The organism is Gordonia sp. Swx-4 (assembly GCF_030316175.1).
GTDB classification, from domain to species: domain Bacteria; phylum Actinomycetota; class Actinomycetes; order Mycobacteriales; family Mycobacteriaceae; genus Gordonia; species Gordonia alkanivorans.
The window spans coordinates 14,328-26,998 of record NZ_CP128198.1 but is presented as its reverse complement, the minus strand read 5'-3'; the positions used below and the strand labels follow the sequence as shown (position 1 = coordinate 26,998).

Below are 12,671 nucleotides of genomic sequence, written 5' to 3'. Positions count from 1 at the left end.
GCAGCATGCCGGGACGGGCCACTCATGGTGGCCTGTCCCGGCATCTATCCCCGTTCACCGTCCTCTCCGCGTGCACCCACAGGAGGCCTGACGTGTTCACCCACAACCTCACGACCTACCAGGACCGGCGCCTGGGCATGCAGTACCGGGCAACGGTCTACCTCGACGGTCAGTGGTGGATGGAGTGGACCGGCGGCCTCGACTACGTCACCGACCATCTCGCCGCCGCGGTCCGCGATCCTGCGCCAGCTCGCGAGAACCGCGATTTCTGATCACTTTGACTCGATTGAAAGGACCGCTCCGACAATGATCACCGGCCACACTTCAACATTCCGTACCCAAACATTGCTGACGGCCGTGCTGTTACTGAGCGTGCTGGCCACTGCACTGGCCATCGGGGCGGGTGCCGCGACCGCCCGCCCGACCGAAGCGCCGCGGCTGTCGGCCTACGGTGATGAGATCTGGACCTTCGGCAACCACGCGAACTGCCGCGGCACGATCCACGTCAGCGCCAAGACCGATCCCCGCCAGCCCGGGAAGCTGTTCGTCACCTACCGCCCCGGACGATTCACCGGCGACGGCCCAGGCTGGGCCCGCAACCCGGTCTGCACCACCCGTGTCTTCGCCAACTGGACCATTCCCGCCCGCTACCACTGGAGCGCACCGGTCAGCGCCGGCCCCCGCGGCGGCAAACCCGTCACGCAGGTCCTGCGCACCGGAGCAGGGCTGCACGGCATCGGTTTCGCCACCCCCGCGGTCCCGCAGAAGCCCGTCCAGTACACGCTGTTCGTCTCGTAGTACACATCAACGGACACAACAGGTTCGGCCGGAGAAAGCACCGTACCCATGATCAGATTTCTCAGAACCTCGTTCAGCGTGGGCGAAGATCAGTGCGGGCGCCGCGGCCGAGCCTGTTGTGGATCCAGTAGTCGACCGTCTCAGCCTTCCAGCCCCGGTTTCGTCCGACCAGCGCGTCAGGGTCGGGCAGGAGTCCTTTGCGCAAGTAACTCTTCATGGTCGCCACGGACAGCCCTGCGCGATCGGCAAATTCCGACAGCGACAGGTAGCGGTACACGTCTAGAAACAATACCTCCTTTAGGCTACACATTGCCCCCTAAAGGAGGTATTGTTCGGCTGCGGGTCAACAGAGGGGAATGACGATGAAGGCCTTAGTTCTCACTGATCGCGGTGACGCCGAGTACGTCGAGTTGCCATCTTCTAATCCCGAGCAGGCGTTGCGGGAAGTCGTTGGCGGGCCGCTCAATCCGCTGCCCCTCACCCACCTCGCGGATCACCTGGACCTGTGGACACTGTTCGAACCCCTATCCAGGGTGACTGTCGGTGGAATCGGTTACAACGATGTGGCCTCCCAGATCGCCACGGCCGGAGTCGGCACACCGCGGGCGGTGATCGGTACCGCGGTTCTCACCGCGCACACCGACTCGGGCATCCTCGCCGCGCTCTCTCCACACGACTGCGCCGCCCTGGACCGCATCATCGCCGAGATCTACACCGGCTACCGCACCGCCGGATAACCCCCACCTCGAGGACGAGCTGATGAGCATTCACTCCGCACACCCCGCCGGCGACCCGGCCACCTGGACGGTGGCCCAGCTCGCCGAGCACCCAGCTGTGCGCACCACCTTCACCGTCATCGGGCATTTGAACCCGCGGGTCTTCGAGTCGATCGAGTTCTCCCTGGCCTGCGACGAGATCGCCGCCGTCAATCAGATCCCCGCGCCCTGCGGGCTTTTCGCCGCGGCGATCCGCCACCTGGCGGCCACCGCCGCGCGAGAGGTCGATTCCAGCGAGCTCGATGTCGACGCGCACCCCAGCGAAGACGATTTCGAGTACGTGCCGACCGCACGGGCCGAGCTGCGCATGCTCATCGCCCAACACCAGCGGCGCGTCCTGGCATCCAATCGCGACGTCGACGCCGAACAGCGCACCGTGCACGCCGCGGTCGCCCGCCACCTCAACTACTGCGATCCCCGCAACTACGGCGGCGTCGACGGGCTACCCGACGTCGAGGTCCGCGACCTCATCGCCGCCTCGATCAACCAGCAGATCCGCGCCACCGCCCACCCCGCGATCCGTGGGCACCTGTACGGCGCGCGCCTGCTGCTGACCGGCGCCGTCGCGCCCACACTCGTCGTCCTCGACCCGCAGGAGGCCGTGCAGTGACCACTCCGACCGGTGACTCCTAGGGAGGACACCATGAGGATGACCCTGACCGCCACTGCGCCTACCTAACTGGGCGTCGATTGTGACTGTGACTGCCACCGCGAGGACCGACACTGTGAACGCTGTTGCCTCGACCCCGACGCCGGGTTCTGCGAGGACTGCGCCTACTACCTTGAGCTGAGCCGCCACAGCCGCACGGTGCGGGGGGTGATCGACGGTGACCCAGTTGAGCCTGAACCTGCGCGCCCACGACTTACCGCCACGCTGGGACGGTGACCCGGTCGACTGGTCACCCTGGCAACCGATGCCCGCGGTGACCCTCTGTCCGCCACCACGCACACAGGGATGCGGCAATTGTGGTTCGGCGACCAGGCCGTTCACCTGCTACGGCACCCGCACCATCGCCTACGGCCCCAACGTCATCCCCATCGGCCGGGGCCGTCTGCGCGACCGCCACATTCACGCCCGGCTGGTCGTGCACCGCTGCCCGGACTGCCTCCACGACACCGTCTTCGACCCCCGCACCGGCCAATGGTGGGACCTCGACGACAGCGACTACCAAGACGCCGGCTCCTGGGAACCGACCACAGGCCCCGGCACCCACCACGAGGAGTGACTTGACCATGCCCGGTGCCTACTGCCGCTACTGCGACCACCGATGCTTCGTCGACCGTGTCCTGCCCGACACCGGTCGACGTCTGCACATGGCCACCTGCCCGGCCGGGAAAGCCTATGACCGCAGCGTGTCTGGCTTCGACGCCGACACCGCGATCAATCCGGCGGCGATCAGTGACGACGATCCGCAGGCGGCGGCCACCGCCTCCCGACCGGCAGCCGTCAGGAGTGCTCGGTGACTGCCAGGCTGTCAGCCGATGAGCGAGACCTGCTGCGCGAGTGGGTCCACGTCATCGCCCCGGTCATCGCCAACCCGGGCGAGGAGTGCCGTCGTCTACGCGAGTCGCGCAGAAGCGGGGGAGGGTTCGGCCGCAACTACGAGGTGACCGGTCAACGGTTCACCGGCACCTGGGCGCACTACGAGGTGACCGACCGATTCACCACCGGCCTCCACGCCGGACAACCCTCACGCCTTCGGTTCGAACCACCACACCGCGAAGTGTCGATCACCCTGACGCGCCTGCGCCGGTGGGCCGACGCACTGCCCGCCGAGCTGCGTGAGCGCGCACAACATGCCTGGGCCACCCGCAGCCGCAACCTGACCGCCCTCACCTCGATCGCGCTGGAAGCCATCGACCTGCACGCTCAGACCGAACTCGAGGACGCCCGCGGCGAATGGTTCACTACCCTGCCCTGCACCCAACCGCCGGCACTCTCACCGCACTGCGCTGACGCCGGTCACGTGGGCTGCTGGCATGGCCACGCTCGGCCGAGCTACGTCAGCGTGCGTCACGCCGCCGCGCGCCGCCAGCACGGCCCCCGCGGATACGTCGCCACCTTCCGGCCAGGGTGGTCGCGCTACACCGAGACCACCTCGGCTCGCATCGTTGTTCCCGCTGACCACTACACGTGCGAATGCAGTTGCCACACCGACGGATACGCCGGACAACAGCTCGACCTTTTCGTTGAGATGCGTTTGACGTAAGCCAACCTCACACTCGCTGCCGCATCTGACGTCGGTGGCGCTGCTCACTCCTTCAACAAGTTCATTGCACAGTTTCGGAACGGTGATGCACTGCGCATCGGGACGTGTCTTATATCGTTCGCATATGTCCACTGGCGGTTTGGAAGACTTTGAGCCGGCACGACTGAAGCTGCTCCGCGAACGGTCGGGATTGACCCGCGCTGATATCGCTGTGCGGTGCCGAGTGACGCTCGGCACCGCCCGTAGTTGGGAGGTCGGCCGCAGCGTGCCCTCCGAGGTCAATGCGCTGCGTCTAGCTGAGGCTCTCAGCATTCATCCCGCTGACCTGACGAACACCCCACGTAACCAGCCCACGCTGCGCCAGCTGCGGCAATGGCGGGGCCTGCGGGGCGAGGATGCCGCCAACAACGCCGGAATCGGCACCACCCCGTTGTACAACGCTGAAACCTACATCTCCCCCATTCCCGAACACATCCGCTCAGCGCTCGCCGAAGCGTATGGCGTCACGGAGAACCAGATCACCGCGGCGTGGAAGCGCGGACGCAAGCTACGGTTCGGCGACGTCGAGTGAGGCGCGCTGGTTCGGGGAACGGCGACGTCGTCGCCGTGGAACGATCCTGTTGTTGCACCATAGAGGCATGACTTCTTCGTCGATCCCTGTCTCCGAGTACACAGCCGGGGGCCACGTCACTCCTGATCAGAACCCGTTAGTGCGTCAGATAGCTGGCGGCCGGATCATCAAAATGTCGGTGGGCGGCGCAGACAACAACGTGTACCTGCTGCAATGCGCAGCTACGGGAAAGGCGTTGCTGATTGATGCCGCCAATGACGCCGAGCGAATCGTCGAGCTGGTACGCCAGGAGTGTCCCGCCGGACTGGAGCTTGTAGCAACCACTCATGAGCACATCGACCACTGGTGGGCGTTGCCGGACGTCGTCAAAGCGCTCTCCTGTGCGACGGCTGCGTCGAGAGCTGCGGCCTCCGAGCTGCCGGTCACTCCCGATCGCACAGTTGCCTCAGGTGACACCATACGAATTGGCGAGTTGCCCCCTGTAACAGTGATCGAGGCGCGCGGTCATACGCCCGGCTCCATCATCTTGGCTTTCACCGACGCGTCGGGGCAGAGTCACCTCTTCACCGGCGATTCGTTGTTCCCTGGGGGCCTCGGTAAGACCGCCGACGCTGCGGCTTTCGCGAGTCTCTTTGCCGACGTCACCACGCAGGTATTCGATCGATATCCCGACAACGCGATTGTCTACCCCGGCCATGGTGACGACACCACTCTTGGTGACGAGCGACCTCACCTCGAGGACTGGCGGTCCCGAGGATGGTGAACGCTGCGGGGTCGGCCGCTGGTGACTGGACAGAGGGCATCAGCGCAACGGCAGTGCTGACCGCCAAGATGCGCGCCCTGGAGCTCGAGTCCGAGAATCCACTCGTAACTGATCTCGCCGCGGCGCACCTGGTGGCCGCGTCAGGTCTTGAGATGGGCGCAGTAAGCCTCTCTGAAATGACTGGTCAACGGCTCTTTGAGTCGAACGTCGTGCGTACTTGGTGGCTCGATGAACAGATCGGGAGCGTGTTGTACAGCGCCGTCCAGCCTCGTCAGGTGGTCATCTTGGCTGCTGGTCTCGACAGTCGTGTGACTCGACTTTCATTCCCCGCGGGCACCACAGTCTTCGAGATCGATCTCCCACAGATTTCCATGTTCAAATCGACGGTCTTCGCCGAGGAACCATCGATCGAGCTTGCCGCGACCTGGCGGCAGGTCACCGCTTCAATCACTGAACCCGGCTGGTCTGACCAACTTGTCAAGGCCGGCTTCGATCGAGCGGAACCGACGATCTGGGTAGCTGAGGGCATTCTGTTCTACCTCAGCGATGCCGAGACTTCCTCGGTCCTCTCTACCGTCAGCGGATTGAGCGCGTCGGGCAGCACACTCTTGGTGGCCCACTTCGGGCCAGGATCGAGATCAGATGCACAGACCCGCGAGATGAACTCAACAGCAACACAATCGGGGTATGGCTTTCAATCCGTCGTCGAAGACCCAGCGAGCTGGCTTGGCGACTACGGATGGACAACCGACGCTACGACCATCGCGCGAGTAGCTGAGAGTTTGGGCCGCAGCATCGATTACGGAGAGCCGGAGCGCGCTGGCGCTGAGGTCACCTGGCTCATCCGAGCCGACCGGTGAGGTCTACTCACACCCGCGTGACGTCAGCGATGTCGCTCAGTTCCACCTGCAAGTTGTAAGCAGTCAGAGGGTCTTTGGCTGCTCTCCAGAGGTGAAGTCGGTTGCTACTCGGGATCGCGACTCCTGGAAGGGCGAATTGTGGATTTGAGTGTCGCGCGCGCTCCCACTGCGCAGCCGAGCGACGCAGTGTGCGATACCGGCGATACCGGCGTGGAAGTTGGTTCACCGGATAAACCAGCAAGGTCGCTCCAGCCGACACGACGATGAGAAGTACCAAGGCGAGTGATATCGATGGTGCGTGATCGAGGTACCAGTTGCGGGTGTTGTCATCGGAGGCGTTCTCGACGATGAGATTGAGCATCTTGTTGCCGAGGTAGAGTGCTGCCGAAGCTGCGGTGGCGGCCCAACCGAGCAGTGTGAGGCCGAACGGGCCTGTCAGCGGAACGATGGTCAAGGCATTGAGGGCCAGACCCAGGTTGACGACCGCTGCTGTGGCGATGACACCGAGGAAGATGCTCCAGTACGCCCAGGTCGACATGGACCACGGTTGGGGAATGCCGTCGGTGATGTAGGAAGTCGGCCCGCTTCGTGGAATCGGTGACCACAAGAACGTGGCCACCATCGCGACGATAATTGCCAACTCCGCCAGCAACCCGCGTCGCCAGGACGGCTGGTAGCCGGTGAGGCTGAGCATGAACACCACGGCCGGCACAGACACCAAGGCTCCCAACGTCATACCCACCAGGGTCATGAGATTGTGCTGCCCAGTGAGGGCATAGAGCACCGTTTCGCCGAAGCTGTCGGCGATTTCGGGTGTGCGAGCAAGCTTCGCAAAGGCGATGAGCGCAGCCACCTGGGTGAATGCCCACCAGCTTGGCGAAGCGTTCGGCGGGACATTGCACATGCGGTAGAGGACCAGCAGCAGCAGAGAACCGCACAACGCGATCGTGACGACGAGTGCCATCGTCTACTGCCAGCCGAAGACCCGGGAGGCCTGAACAAGCATCCTGCGTTGGGTGGGCGTGGCGTGGTCAGGGACAAGCACGTCCCGGTATTGATCCGCTTTGGAGATGAGCAGCCGGGCAAACCATTCAGCCTGTTGCTCGAACGGGTGCTCGTAGTTGCATCTGGCCAGCGGTGAGCACTGCATTGATGCGACGTGCAATTTGAGGACTTCCCTGGGGACGCGCGGAAAGATCTCTTTGAGATAGTCGGCACGCTCGTCGTCGGTCAGGGTATGAGCCAGCAGGATGTGCCCCAGCTCGTGCGAAATTGAGATCTCGCGCTGGACGTCGGTCAGCTGGTCGCGGATATAGACATAGTCGGCGTGAGGCTTCGGGAACCAGGCGGCCGAACAGTGCTTGGCCAGATCATCAGGCAGGCGGCGCAGAGCGATCGGCCTCCCTCGGCTCAGAGAGACCTTCGCTACCAGCGACTCGATGGTCCAGGGACGGAAGAACGGCAGCGATTCGACAACGTCGTACGCGGCGCGGTAATTGGGATCGTCACGAAGCGAGGTCACCAAGACTGTCCATCGCCTCCGGAGATAGTGGCTTGCTAGAAGCTCTCAGCGCGACGAGTCCTGTCTCATTCGCCGCAAGACTCCACACGGTCCTTGCCTGGAGTGCAATTGGTCCGTACTTCTCGACGTCGTCAGAGATCATGATGTCCACCGAGTCGGGTTCGCCCCACCCCAGGACTTCGGCGAGAGCTTGTCGATGCACCTCGCTCGGGGTTTGTCGTCCGTCGAGCCACGACTGGACGGTTCTGGGGGCCATAGCCTCGCCAAGGTGCTCGCCTAGCCGATTGGCCAAGACCTTGGCGGAATCATCTGCCAAGGTCTTGTTCGCCACCGCTAGCTGGATCAAGAGGTGCAGCCGGTCGGCAAAGCTCATCGGTGCGTTCACAGGGGATCACTCCTCGAGGAATGTCGTTAGTTCGTCGTGCGGAGCATTATATCTTTGCGTTTTGCAGCCAATCGGGCCTCGAAACTCGGCACGAGGTGGTGCGCATCGCTTGGCAAAACGAGCCCTGCCAGCCAGCGTCGATACAGCTGCTCGATTCGCGTGCCGTGGTCTTCGGCTAGCGGGGCGGTCAGGTGAGGCCGGAAGGTCACTCCGATCGCTGGCGGTATCTCTGAGCCTGGGCCGCCCACGCGTTCGAGTACCTCGGTGACGTAGACCGCGGTCAGTCGCTGAACAGCGTGGCGGAGGCCGGAGCTGAATTCGGATTCGGGCTGTTCAGAGAGCAGACGATCAGCTGCGCGTACCACGTCGTGAATAAGGTCGACTGGCATCGCTACGGTCGCGAACGACAGGCTGTTCTCCAGGCTCGGCCGGGACACCTCTTCGCGCCGCGCCGCCGAGGTACCAGCATGGAGGGTGCTCGCCGCTGTTCCTTCCGGCCACCGCAGACCTTTGTCGATCTTCTGAAGGGTCGTGGGGCGGGGCGGCGCGGTATCAGGCGTAGGGGCCTCGATACGCGCCAAGGTGGTATCGGCCGGCCCGCCGTTTTCGTGCACCTGTAGACGCGTCAAGCCCAACGTGCGTCGGCGTTCACTCACCGCACTCGCCAGTCTCTGCAATTCCTGTGGCACCTGTGGCCCATCCGCCATAAGTGGAACCGTATCGGATTGACCTAACCACTGTGTGGCCCCCACAGGCGGAAGCGTGTCATGAAAACGAGGATGAAGCCTCATAAGCCACGTAAGATCCACACTTTCCATAGTTTTGCAGTGTAGATGACCCACGCTGCGCCGTGCGTGTAACGGTTGTGCACTGAGAAAAAGTGACTTAGTGTGATGCTCGCATGGACCAGAGTTGCTGACTACTGGACACTAGGGCGACACAAGTGGGTGATAAGGGCACGAAACTCCAGGCACGTCCGCCCAGTCAGGCAATTTAGACGCCACGCAGAAAACTTTTTCACGTCGCACTCGAAGCGACACCACCAGATCGATCCATCACACGCCTTGGGGGCCACTCACATGACCCAACACAGATTCGACAGCGCTACTGCATCGTTAGCCGTGCTCTCGGTTGCAGCGCCAGCACCACAGCCAGGGACGCTTGACTGGCCTACTCCACTCACCGTGGCAGAGTTCCCGCACATGGTTCTGGCGGTAGCTGGGACTGTGCACACTCCTCGGGGCCAGGAGCTGTCCGCTGACAGCGCGTTCGCCACGGGAGTGGCATTGCTCGCTGCGGCTTGGTGGGCAGGGTTCCGCAGCGCCAGTCAACTCACCGAGGCCGAGCAGGCTGATGTGGTGGTTCTGCCGGCACCGGCAACACCCGCTTGGGGAGACCCCGGATATCTCTACTTCTTCTTTCCCGGCAGCTACGTTGCCGTCCGACCCGAGACGGGCACCGTAATTGTCGGAGACGGCACCACGTTGACCGCACCCCTGGCGTGGGCCGAAGGCGCGGCGACAGTGGCGGCTGCACGCTTCGTCGCCAACTCTGATGAGGCGGTAGTGGCGTGAACGCCGATCACCGCCGCGTCGGCGGCTGGGCAGACCTCGCAGCGGAGATTCTCGATACCGATCCCTCGCCGCGTGACTGGATTGGCGATGCTATCTGCGCGCAGACCGATCCCGATATCTTCTTCCCCAACAAAGGACAGTCGACTGCCGCTGCCACCCTGGTGTGCCAGGCATGTCCAGTCAAGACCGCCTGCGCGCAGTGGGCCGCGGATGCTGGTGAGCGATACGGCGTATGGGGCGGTATCAACACCCGCGCCCGTGATTCCGTCATCGTGGCCGGGGCGAAGGCGAGCTGATGATCAGCAAACAGCCGACACCATGCGCCCGACAACCCGAGCAGTGGGACCTCGACGTTCTCATCCACTCCCCCGCATCAGCCCATCAGTCCCTGGTGGCATGCCTGCGTTGCCCGGCCCTACAGCCATGCCGTCAAGACCTCGCAGACAGCGGTGTCGCGCCCCGCGGACTGATCTGGGCAGCTGACGCCTACGGCGACGACGGCGAACGTATCCCTGTCCACGCACTCCTGGCGTATCTGCGGCGACGCCCGCCCAGACGCGAGAGCGCACCATCTGGCAAGCCAACCCCAGGAGCCGCCGCATGACTCGCCCATCGCCCGTGCCGAGGTTGGCAACCCGTGGCGCGCCTCCATCGTCGAAGGTCACGAACGTGAAACGATCACGCTTGGACCCATGTCTACACCTAGCGAGGAGGCCTCTGTCATGTAGCCGACAACACGCGAATGTCTTGCGTAGCAGTCGTTTTGCCCGTAGCGGGGCGGAATGGGAGCCGCCGTAGGACACCAGCGAGCGAATAACTACACAGCGATGGAGACACCGGTCCCCCCGAAGGGGAGTACACGGATTTTCGAGTGGGGAGCGAAGTTAGCCGCTTCGCTTCACCCCGAGAACTGGTTCGGAATCTAGTTAGCGCTAGACCCCGGGAGCCTCCCTAAAAGGAAGGAATTGCCGCCTCAGGCACTTCTGATGGTAAAGCACACCCTCGGCACGGGCAACCACCGTTGCCGTGTCGCCTCTTTCACATCTCCCGCGCAGACATCACCGCTGGTCACAACGCTCGTTGGAGCGTTGGGTGAGGTCTGTGTGGGAACGCCCCGACCACCTATCCGGTGACTGTCGGGGCGAACGCCCCTACCAGCGTTGTCTTCGATACCCCGCACATAGCCGTATCAGCGTTCGCGGCGACGTGCGGGAGTAACCGTTCAGCTCGACTGGACGGGGGCGCACACACCACACCAGCGGCGCTCACGCGTGCGCGTCAGGCAGCTGTGTCGATGCTGGCGCGTTGCCACACGCTGAGCCTGACCCAGCTGATCGCGGCCGTCGACGCACCACCGCCGGCGACTGTGATCGACGCCGTGCTCGAGCTGGTGGAGACCGGTGTCGCCGATCTGTATCGCCACCGGGTGGATGGCCACCTCGTGGTCGGAACATGCGCGGCCGCAGACATAGGTGCTCGGCGATGACCGCCACCCTGCCCGCGCAGGCTGTCGCCAGCACTGATGGGTCGGCACCGTCTCGTAGTCCGGAACATGCTGAGCCACAACGGTTGTTGCCGTCGGCGTGGGCGGCGTATTGCCGGTTGCTGACCGTCGACGGTGCCGCGGTGCGGGTGCTCGACCGCTCTGCGGTGGACAACGAACCGGTCCCGGTCGCTGCCGGGTCGCTGGAGGATATGTACGCCGTCCTCGACGGCCGCGCCGAGACCGCGGCGCTGGTCGCTCCGTTGCGACCGGATCTGGTGGTGGTCGACCTCGACGGCTGCGCCGAACAGATCCTGCCGCCGTTGCGCGACGCCGCCGATATCGCCGGCGGGGTCCTGGTCTATCGAGCCGCGTCTGGGTCCGCCGACTCCTGCCATGCGGCGTGGGCGTTCCCCACCAGCCACGGATGGACGGCATTCACCGAGGCGATCGTCGCAGTGCGGTCGTGGGCCGGGCTGGATACACGGGCAGTCGATGTGATCGCTGGCGGCCGCGGTGTACGCCTCCCTGGCTCAGCGTCATTGAAAGCCGCTGGCGGGCGGTGCGTCCCACTCTCCCTCGACGACGACGCACTCCACGCCCACGCAGGCGTGGAATCCGGCCACACCCCTGCCCTGTCCCCTGCCGAGGCGCTCACACAGACGGCCGCGGCCTTGGCTAGCGTGACGGTGACCTACACGCCCCCGCTCTCGCCTACCCCACCCAGCGTCAACGCGGTGGCCGCCGCACCCGGGCAGTGGCGGCCGCACAAAGAGTTCACGCCCACCCAGCGGGCTGCGCTGGAGGCGCGACCGGAGGTTGGTGAACGCTCCGAGGCGGCAGTGGCCGCGTTCGCAGCACTGTGGGATGCCAACATTCGCGACTGGCAATCCGCTCAAGAGTTTTTCGACCTGCCCGTGTTCGCCAAGTACCGCAGCCGCGCCGACCGCGGACACACGTTCTTCCAGGCCCAGCTCGACCGGTGGTCTAACTTCCGCGGCCCTGTCGACCCGGCCGACCAGGATCTGTGCGACCAGTGGCTCACCCGCGCCCGCCGCTGGATCAATCACCCCCACCTGGAAGCCGCGCTCTGCGCAATCGTCCACCACCGCTTCTCCGACGGCCGCGGACTGCACTCCCGACCCATCTCATGCCGCGATCTCTCCCAGTGGCTCCACGGCGGCATCACAGCCCCCACAGCAGCGCGCTACCTCCGCGAACTCACCACCAAAGGAGTTCTCGATCGGGTTCGGAGATCCGGGTATGACAACGACGCCACCGACGCTCACCACTACACCCTGCGCCACCCCGGAACAGAGACCACAGACCTTTACCCAGGGGGTGTGCCACATGACAGGACACCCCTAACCAGCACACTCCCCCTCCACCCCGTCTGGTCAATCCTCGGGCAACGCTGCCGCCAGCTCTACCAAGCGCTCAGCTCCCCCACCCCCACTGTGACCGCCACCCTGGCCGCCCACAGCGGTCTGGCTCCCGGCGACCGAACCTTCGGAGCCCTCGCGGTGCTCCACCGCCTAACCGAGGCGGGCCTGATTACCCGGGTGGGCCGCGGCCGGGGCACCGCCTGGACCCGCACCTCCCTGGCTCTCGACGACGCCGCCACCGCCCTCGGCGTCACCGAGCGCGCAGCTGCCGCAGCCGCGGTCACCGCCGCCGAGCGTCGCGCCTGGCACGCCCCTGACCAGGAACAACGACGTCGGGCGCTGTC

General features: G+C 64.6%; 18 protein-coding genes. 13 read left to right on the top strand and 5 right to left on the bottom strand.

Going from position 1 to position 12,671, the window contains the following annotated elements:
• Positions 1-92 precede the first annotated feature (92 nt).
• A complete protein-coding gene (locus tag PWF70_RS23720) occupies positions 93-272 on the top strand; it encodes a hypothetical protein (protein ID WP_247452234.1) in 180 nt (59 codons plus the stop codon).
• An 85-nt stretch (positions 273-357) separates the two neighbouring features.
• A complete protein-coding gene (locus tag PWF70_RS23715) occupies positions 358-798 on the top strand; it encodes a hypothetical protein (RefSeq protein WP_286353045.1) in 441 nt (146 codons plus the stop codon).
• A gap of 73 nt (positions 799-871) precedes the next feature.
• Here the strand turns inward: PWF70_RS23715 and PWF70_RS23710 are convergent, their stop codons facing one another.
• Entirely contained in the window at positions 872-1,075 is a 204-nt protein-coding gene (locus PWF70_RS23710) for a helix-turn-helix transcriptional regulator (RefSeq protein ID WP_247452236.1), read from the bottom strand.
• Positions 1,076-1,160: 85 nt separating this feature from the next.
• Between PWF70_RS23710 and PWF70_RS23705 the strand changes: the two genes are divergently transcribed.
• From PWF70_RS23705 to PWF70_RS23670, 8 genes are all read left to right on the top strand, one after another.
• Positions 1,161-1,535, top strand: coding sequence for a hypothetical protein (locus PWF70_RS23705; protein ID WP_286353044.1), 375 nt, complete (start codon positions 1,161-1,163; stop codon positions 1,533-1,535).
• 22 nt (positions 1,536-1,557) lie between these two features.
• Complete coding sequence (locus PWF70_RS23700; RefSeq protein WP_286353043.1) at positions 1,558-2,184, top strand: hypothetical protein; 627 nt, start codon at positions 1,558-1,560, stop codon at positions 2,182-2,184.
• Positions 2,185-2,401: 217 nt separating this feature from the next.
• The gene (locus tag PWF70_RS23695) at positions 2,402-2,800 is read left to right on the top strand and encodes a hypothetical protein (RefSeq protein WP_075863463.1); all 399 of its coding nucleotides are present in this window, start codon (positions 2,402-2,404) and stop codon (positions 2,798-2,800) included.
• A gap of 1 nt (position 2,801) precedes the next feature.
• A complete protein-coding gene (locus PWF70_RS23690; protein WP_075863462.1) occupies positions 2,802-3,038 on the top strand; it encodes a hypothetical protein in 237 nt (78 codons plus the stop codon).
• Positions 3,035-3,784 (top strand): hypothetical protein, encoded by a 750-nt coding sequence (locus PWF70_RS23685; protein ID WP_286353042.1) that lies wholly within the window; start codon positions 3,035-3,037, stop codon positions 3,782-3,784. The genes PWF70_RS23690 and PWF70_RS23685 overlap by 4 nt, the downstream gene beginning before the upstream one ends.
• Before the next feature lie 124 nt (positions 3,785-3,908).
• The gene (locus tag PWF70_RS23680) at positions 3,909-4,355 is read left to right on the top strand and encodes a helix-turn-helix domain-containing protein (RefSeq protein WP_286353041.1); all 447 of its coding nucleotides are present in this window, start codon (positions 3,909-3,911) and stop codon (positions 4,353-4,355) included.
• Positions 4,356-4,422: 67 nt separating this feature from the next.
• Positions 4,423-5,118 carry an MBL fold metallo-hydrolase gene (locus PWF70_RS23675; protein WP_247452238.1) on the top strand — a complete coding sequence of 232 codons (696 nt, stop codon included), beginning with the start codon at positions 4,423-4,425 and terminating at the stop codon, positions 5,116-5,118.
• Positions 5,112-5,978 carry an SAM-dependent methyltransferase gene (locus PWF70_RS23670; protein ID WP_075863458.1) on the top strand — a complete coding sequence of 289 codons (867 nt, stop codon included), beginning with the start codon at positions 5,112-5,114 and terminating at the stop codon, positions 5,976-5,978. The genes PWF70_RS23675 and PWF70_RS23670 overlap by 7 nt, the downstream gene beginning before the upstream one ends.
• 7 nt (positions 5,979-5,985) lie before the next feature.
• On the opposite strand, the gene PWF70_RS23665 is transcribed toward PWF70_RS23670, so the two are convergent.
• Genes PWF70_RS23665 through PWF70_RS23650 form a run of 4 tightly spaced genes read right to left on the bottom strand, consistent with a single transcriptional unit; the run spans position 5,986 to position 8,541 of the window.
• Positions 5,986-6,942, bottom strand: coding sequence for a hypothetical protein (locus PWF70_RS23665; RefSeq protein WP_286353040.1), 957 nt, complete (start codon positions 6,940-6,942; stop codon positions 5,986-5,988).
• A 3-nt stretch (positions 6,943-6,945) separates the two neighbouring features.
• A complete protein-coding gene (locus tag PWF70_RS23660) occupies positions 6,946-7,500 on the bottom strand; it encodes an ImmA/IrrE family metallo-endopeptidase (RefSeq protein WP_075863456.1) in 555 nt (184 codons plus the stop codon).
• Positions 7,484-7,885 (bottom strand): hypothetical protein, encoded by a 402-nt coding sequence (locus PWF70_RS23655; RefSeq protein ID WP_247452240.1) that lies wholly within the window; start codon positions 7,883-7,885, stop codon positions 7,484-7,486. The genes PWF70_RS23660 and PWF70_RS23655 overlap by 17 nt, the downstream gene beginning before the upstream one ends.
• A gap of 26 nt (positions 7,886-7,911) precedes the next feature.
• Complete coding sequence (locus PWF70_RS23650) at positions 7,912-8,541, bottom strand: hypothetical protein (protein WP_247452241.1); 630 nt, start codon at positions 8,539-8,541, stop codon at positions 7,912-7,914.
• 528 nt (positions 8,542-9,069) lie between these two features.
• On the opposite strand from PWF70_RS23650, the gene PWF70_RS23645 reads away from it, so the two are divergent.
• The 3 genes from PWF70_RS23645 to PWF70_RS23635 all read left to right on the top strand — a co-directional run bounded on the left by PWF70_RS23645 (position 9,070) and on the right by PWF70_RS23635 (position 10,945).
• A complete protein-coding gene (locus PWF70_RS23645; protein ID WP_247452242.1) occupies positions 9,070-9,459 on the top strand; it encodes a hypothetical protein in 390 nt (129 codons plus the stop codon).
• Positions 9,456-9,755, top strand: coding sequence for a WhiB family transcriptional regulator (locus PWF70_RS23640; protein ID WP_075863452.1), 300 nt, complete (start codon positions 9,456-9,458; stop codon positions 9,753-9,755). Before PWF70_RS23645 ends, PWF70_RS23640 begins: the two co-directional genes overlap by 4 nt.
• Positions 9,756-10,753: 998 nt before the next feature.
• Positions 10,754-10,945, top strand: a complete 192-nt coding sequence (locus PWF70_RS23635; RefSeq protein WP_286353039.1) for a hypothetical protein — start codon at positions 10,754-10,756, stop codon at positions 10,943-10,945.
• The last annotated feature ends 1,726 nt before the right edge of the window (positions 10,946-12,671 follow it).

Bases quoted from the DNA above. Each gene is read 5' to 3' on its own strand.
- PWF70_RS23705 (WP_286353044.1), top strand. From the start codon at position 1,161: ATGAAGGCCTTAGTTCTCACTGATCGCGGTGACGCCGAGTACGTCGAG.
- PWF70_RS23700 (WP_286353043.1), top strand. From the start codon at position 1,558: ATGAGCATTCACTCCGCACACCCCGCCGGCGACCCGGCCACCTGGACG.
- PWF70_RS23680 (WP_286353041.1), top strand. From the start codon at position 3,909: ATGTCCACTGGCGGTTTGGAAGACTTTGAGCCGGCACGACTGAAGCTG.
- PWF70_RS23675 (WP_247452238.1), top strand. From the start codon at position 4,423: ATGACTTCTTCGTCGATCCCTGTCTCCGAGTACACAGCCGGGGGCCAC.
- PWF70_RS23670 (WP_075863458.1), top strand. From the start codon at position 5,112: ATGGTGAACGCTGCGGGGTCGGCCGCTGGTGACTGGACAGAGGGCATC.
- PWF70_RS23665 (WP_286353040.1), bottom strand. From the start codon at position 6,942: ATGGCACTCGTCGTCACGATCGCGTTGTGCGGTTCTCTGCTGCTGCTG.
- PWF70_RS23635 (WP_286353039.1), top strand. From the start codon at position 10,754: ATGCTGGCGCGTTGCCACACGCTGAGCCTGACCCAGCTGATCGCGGCC.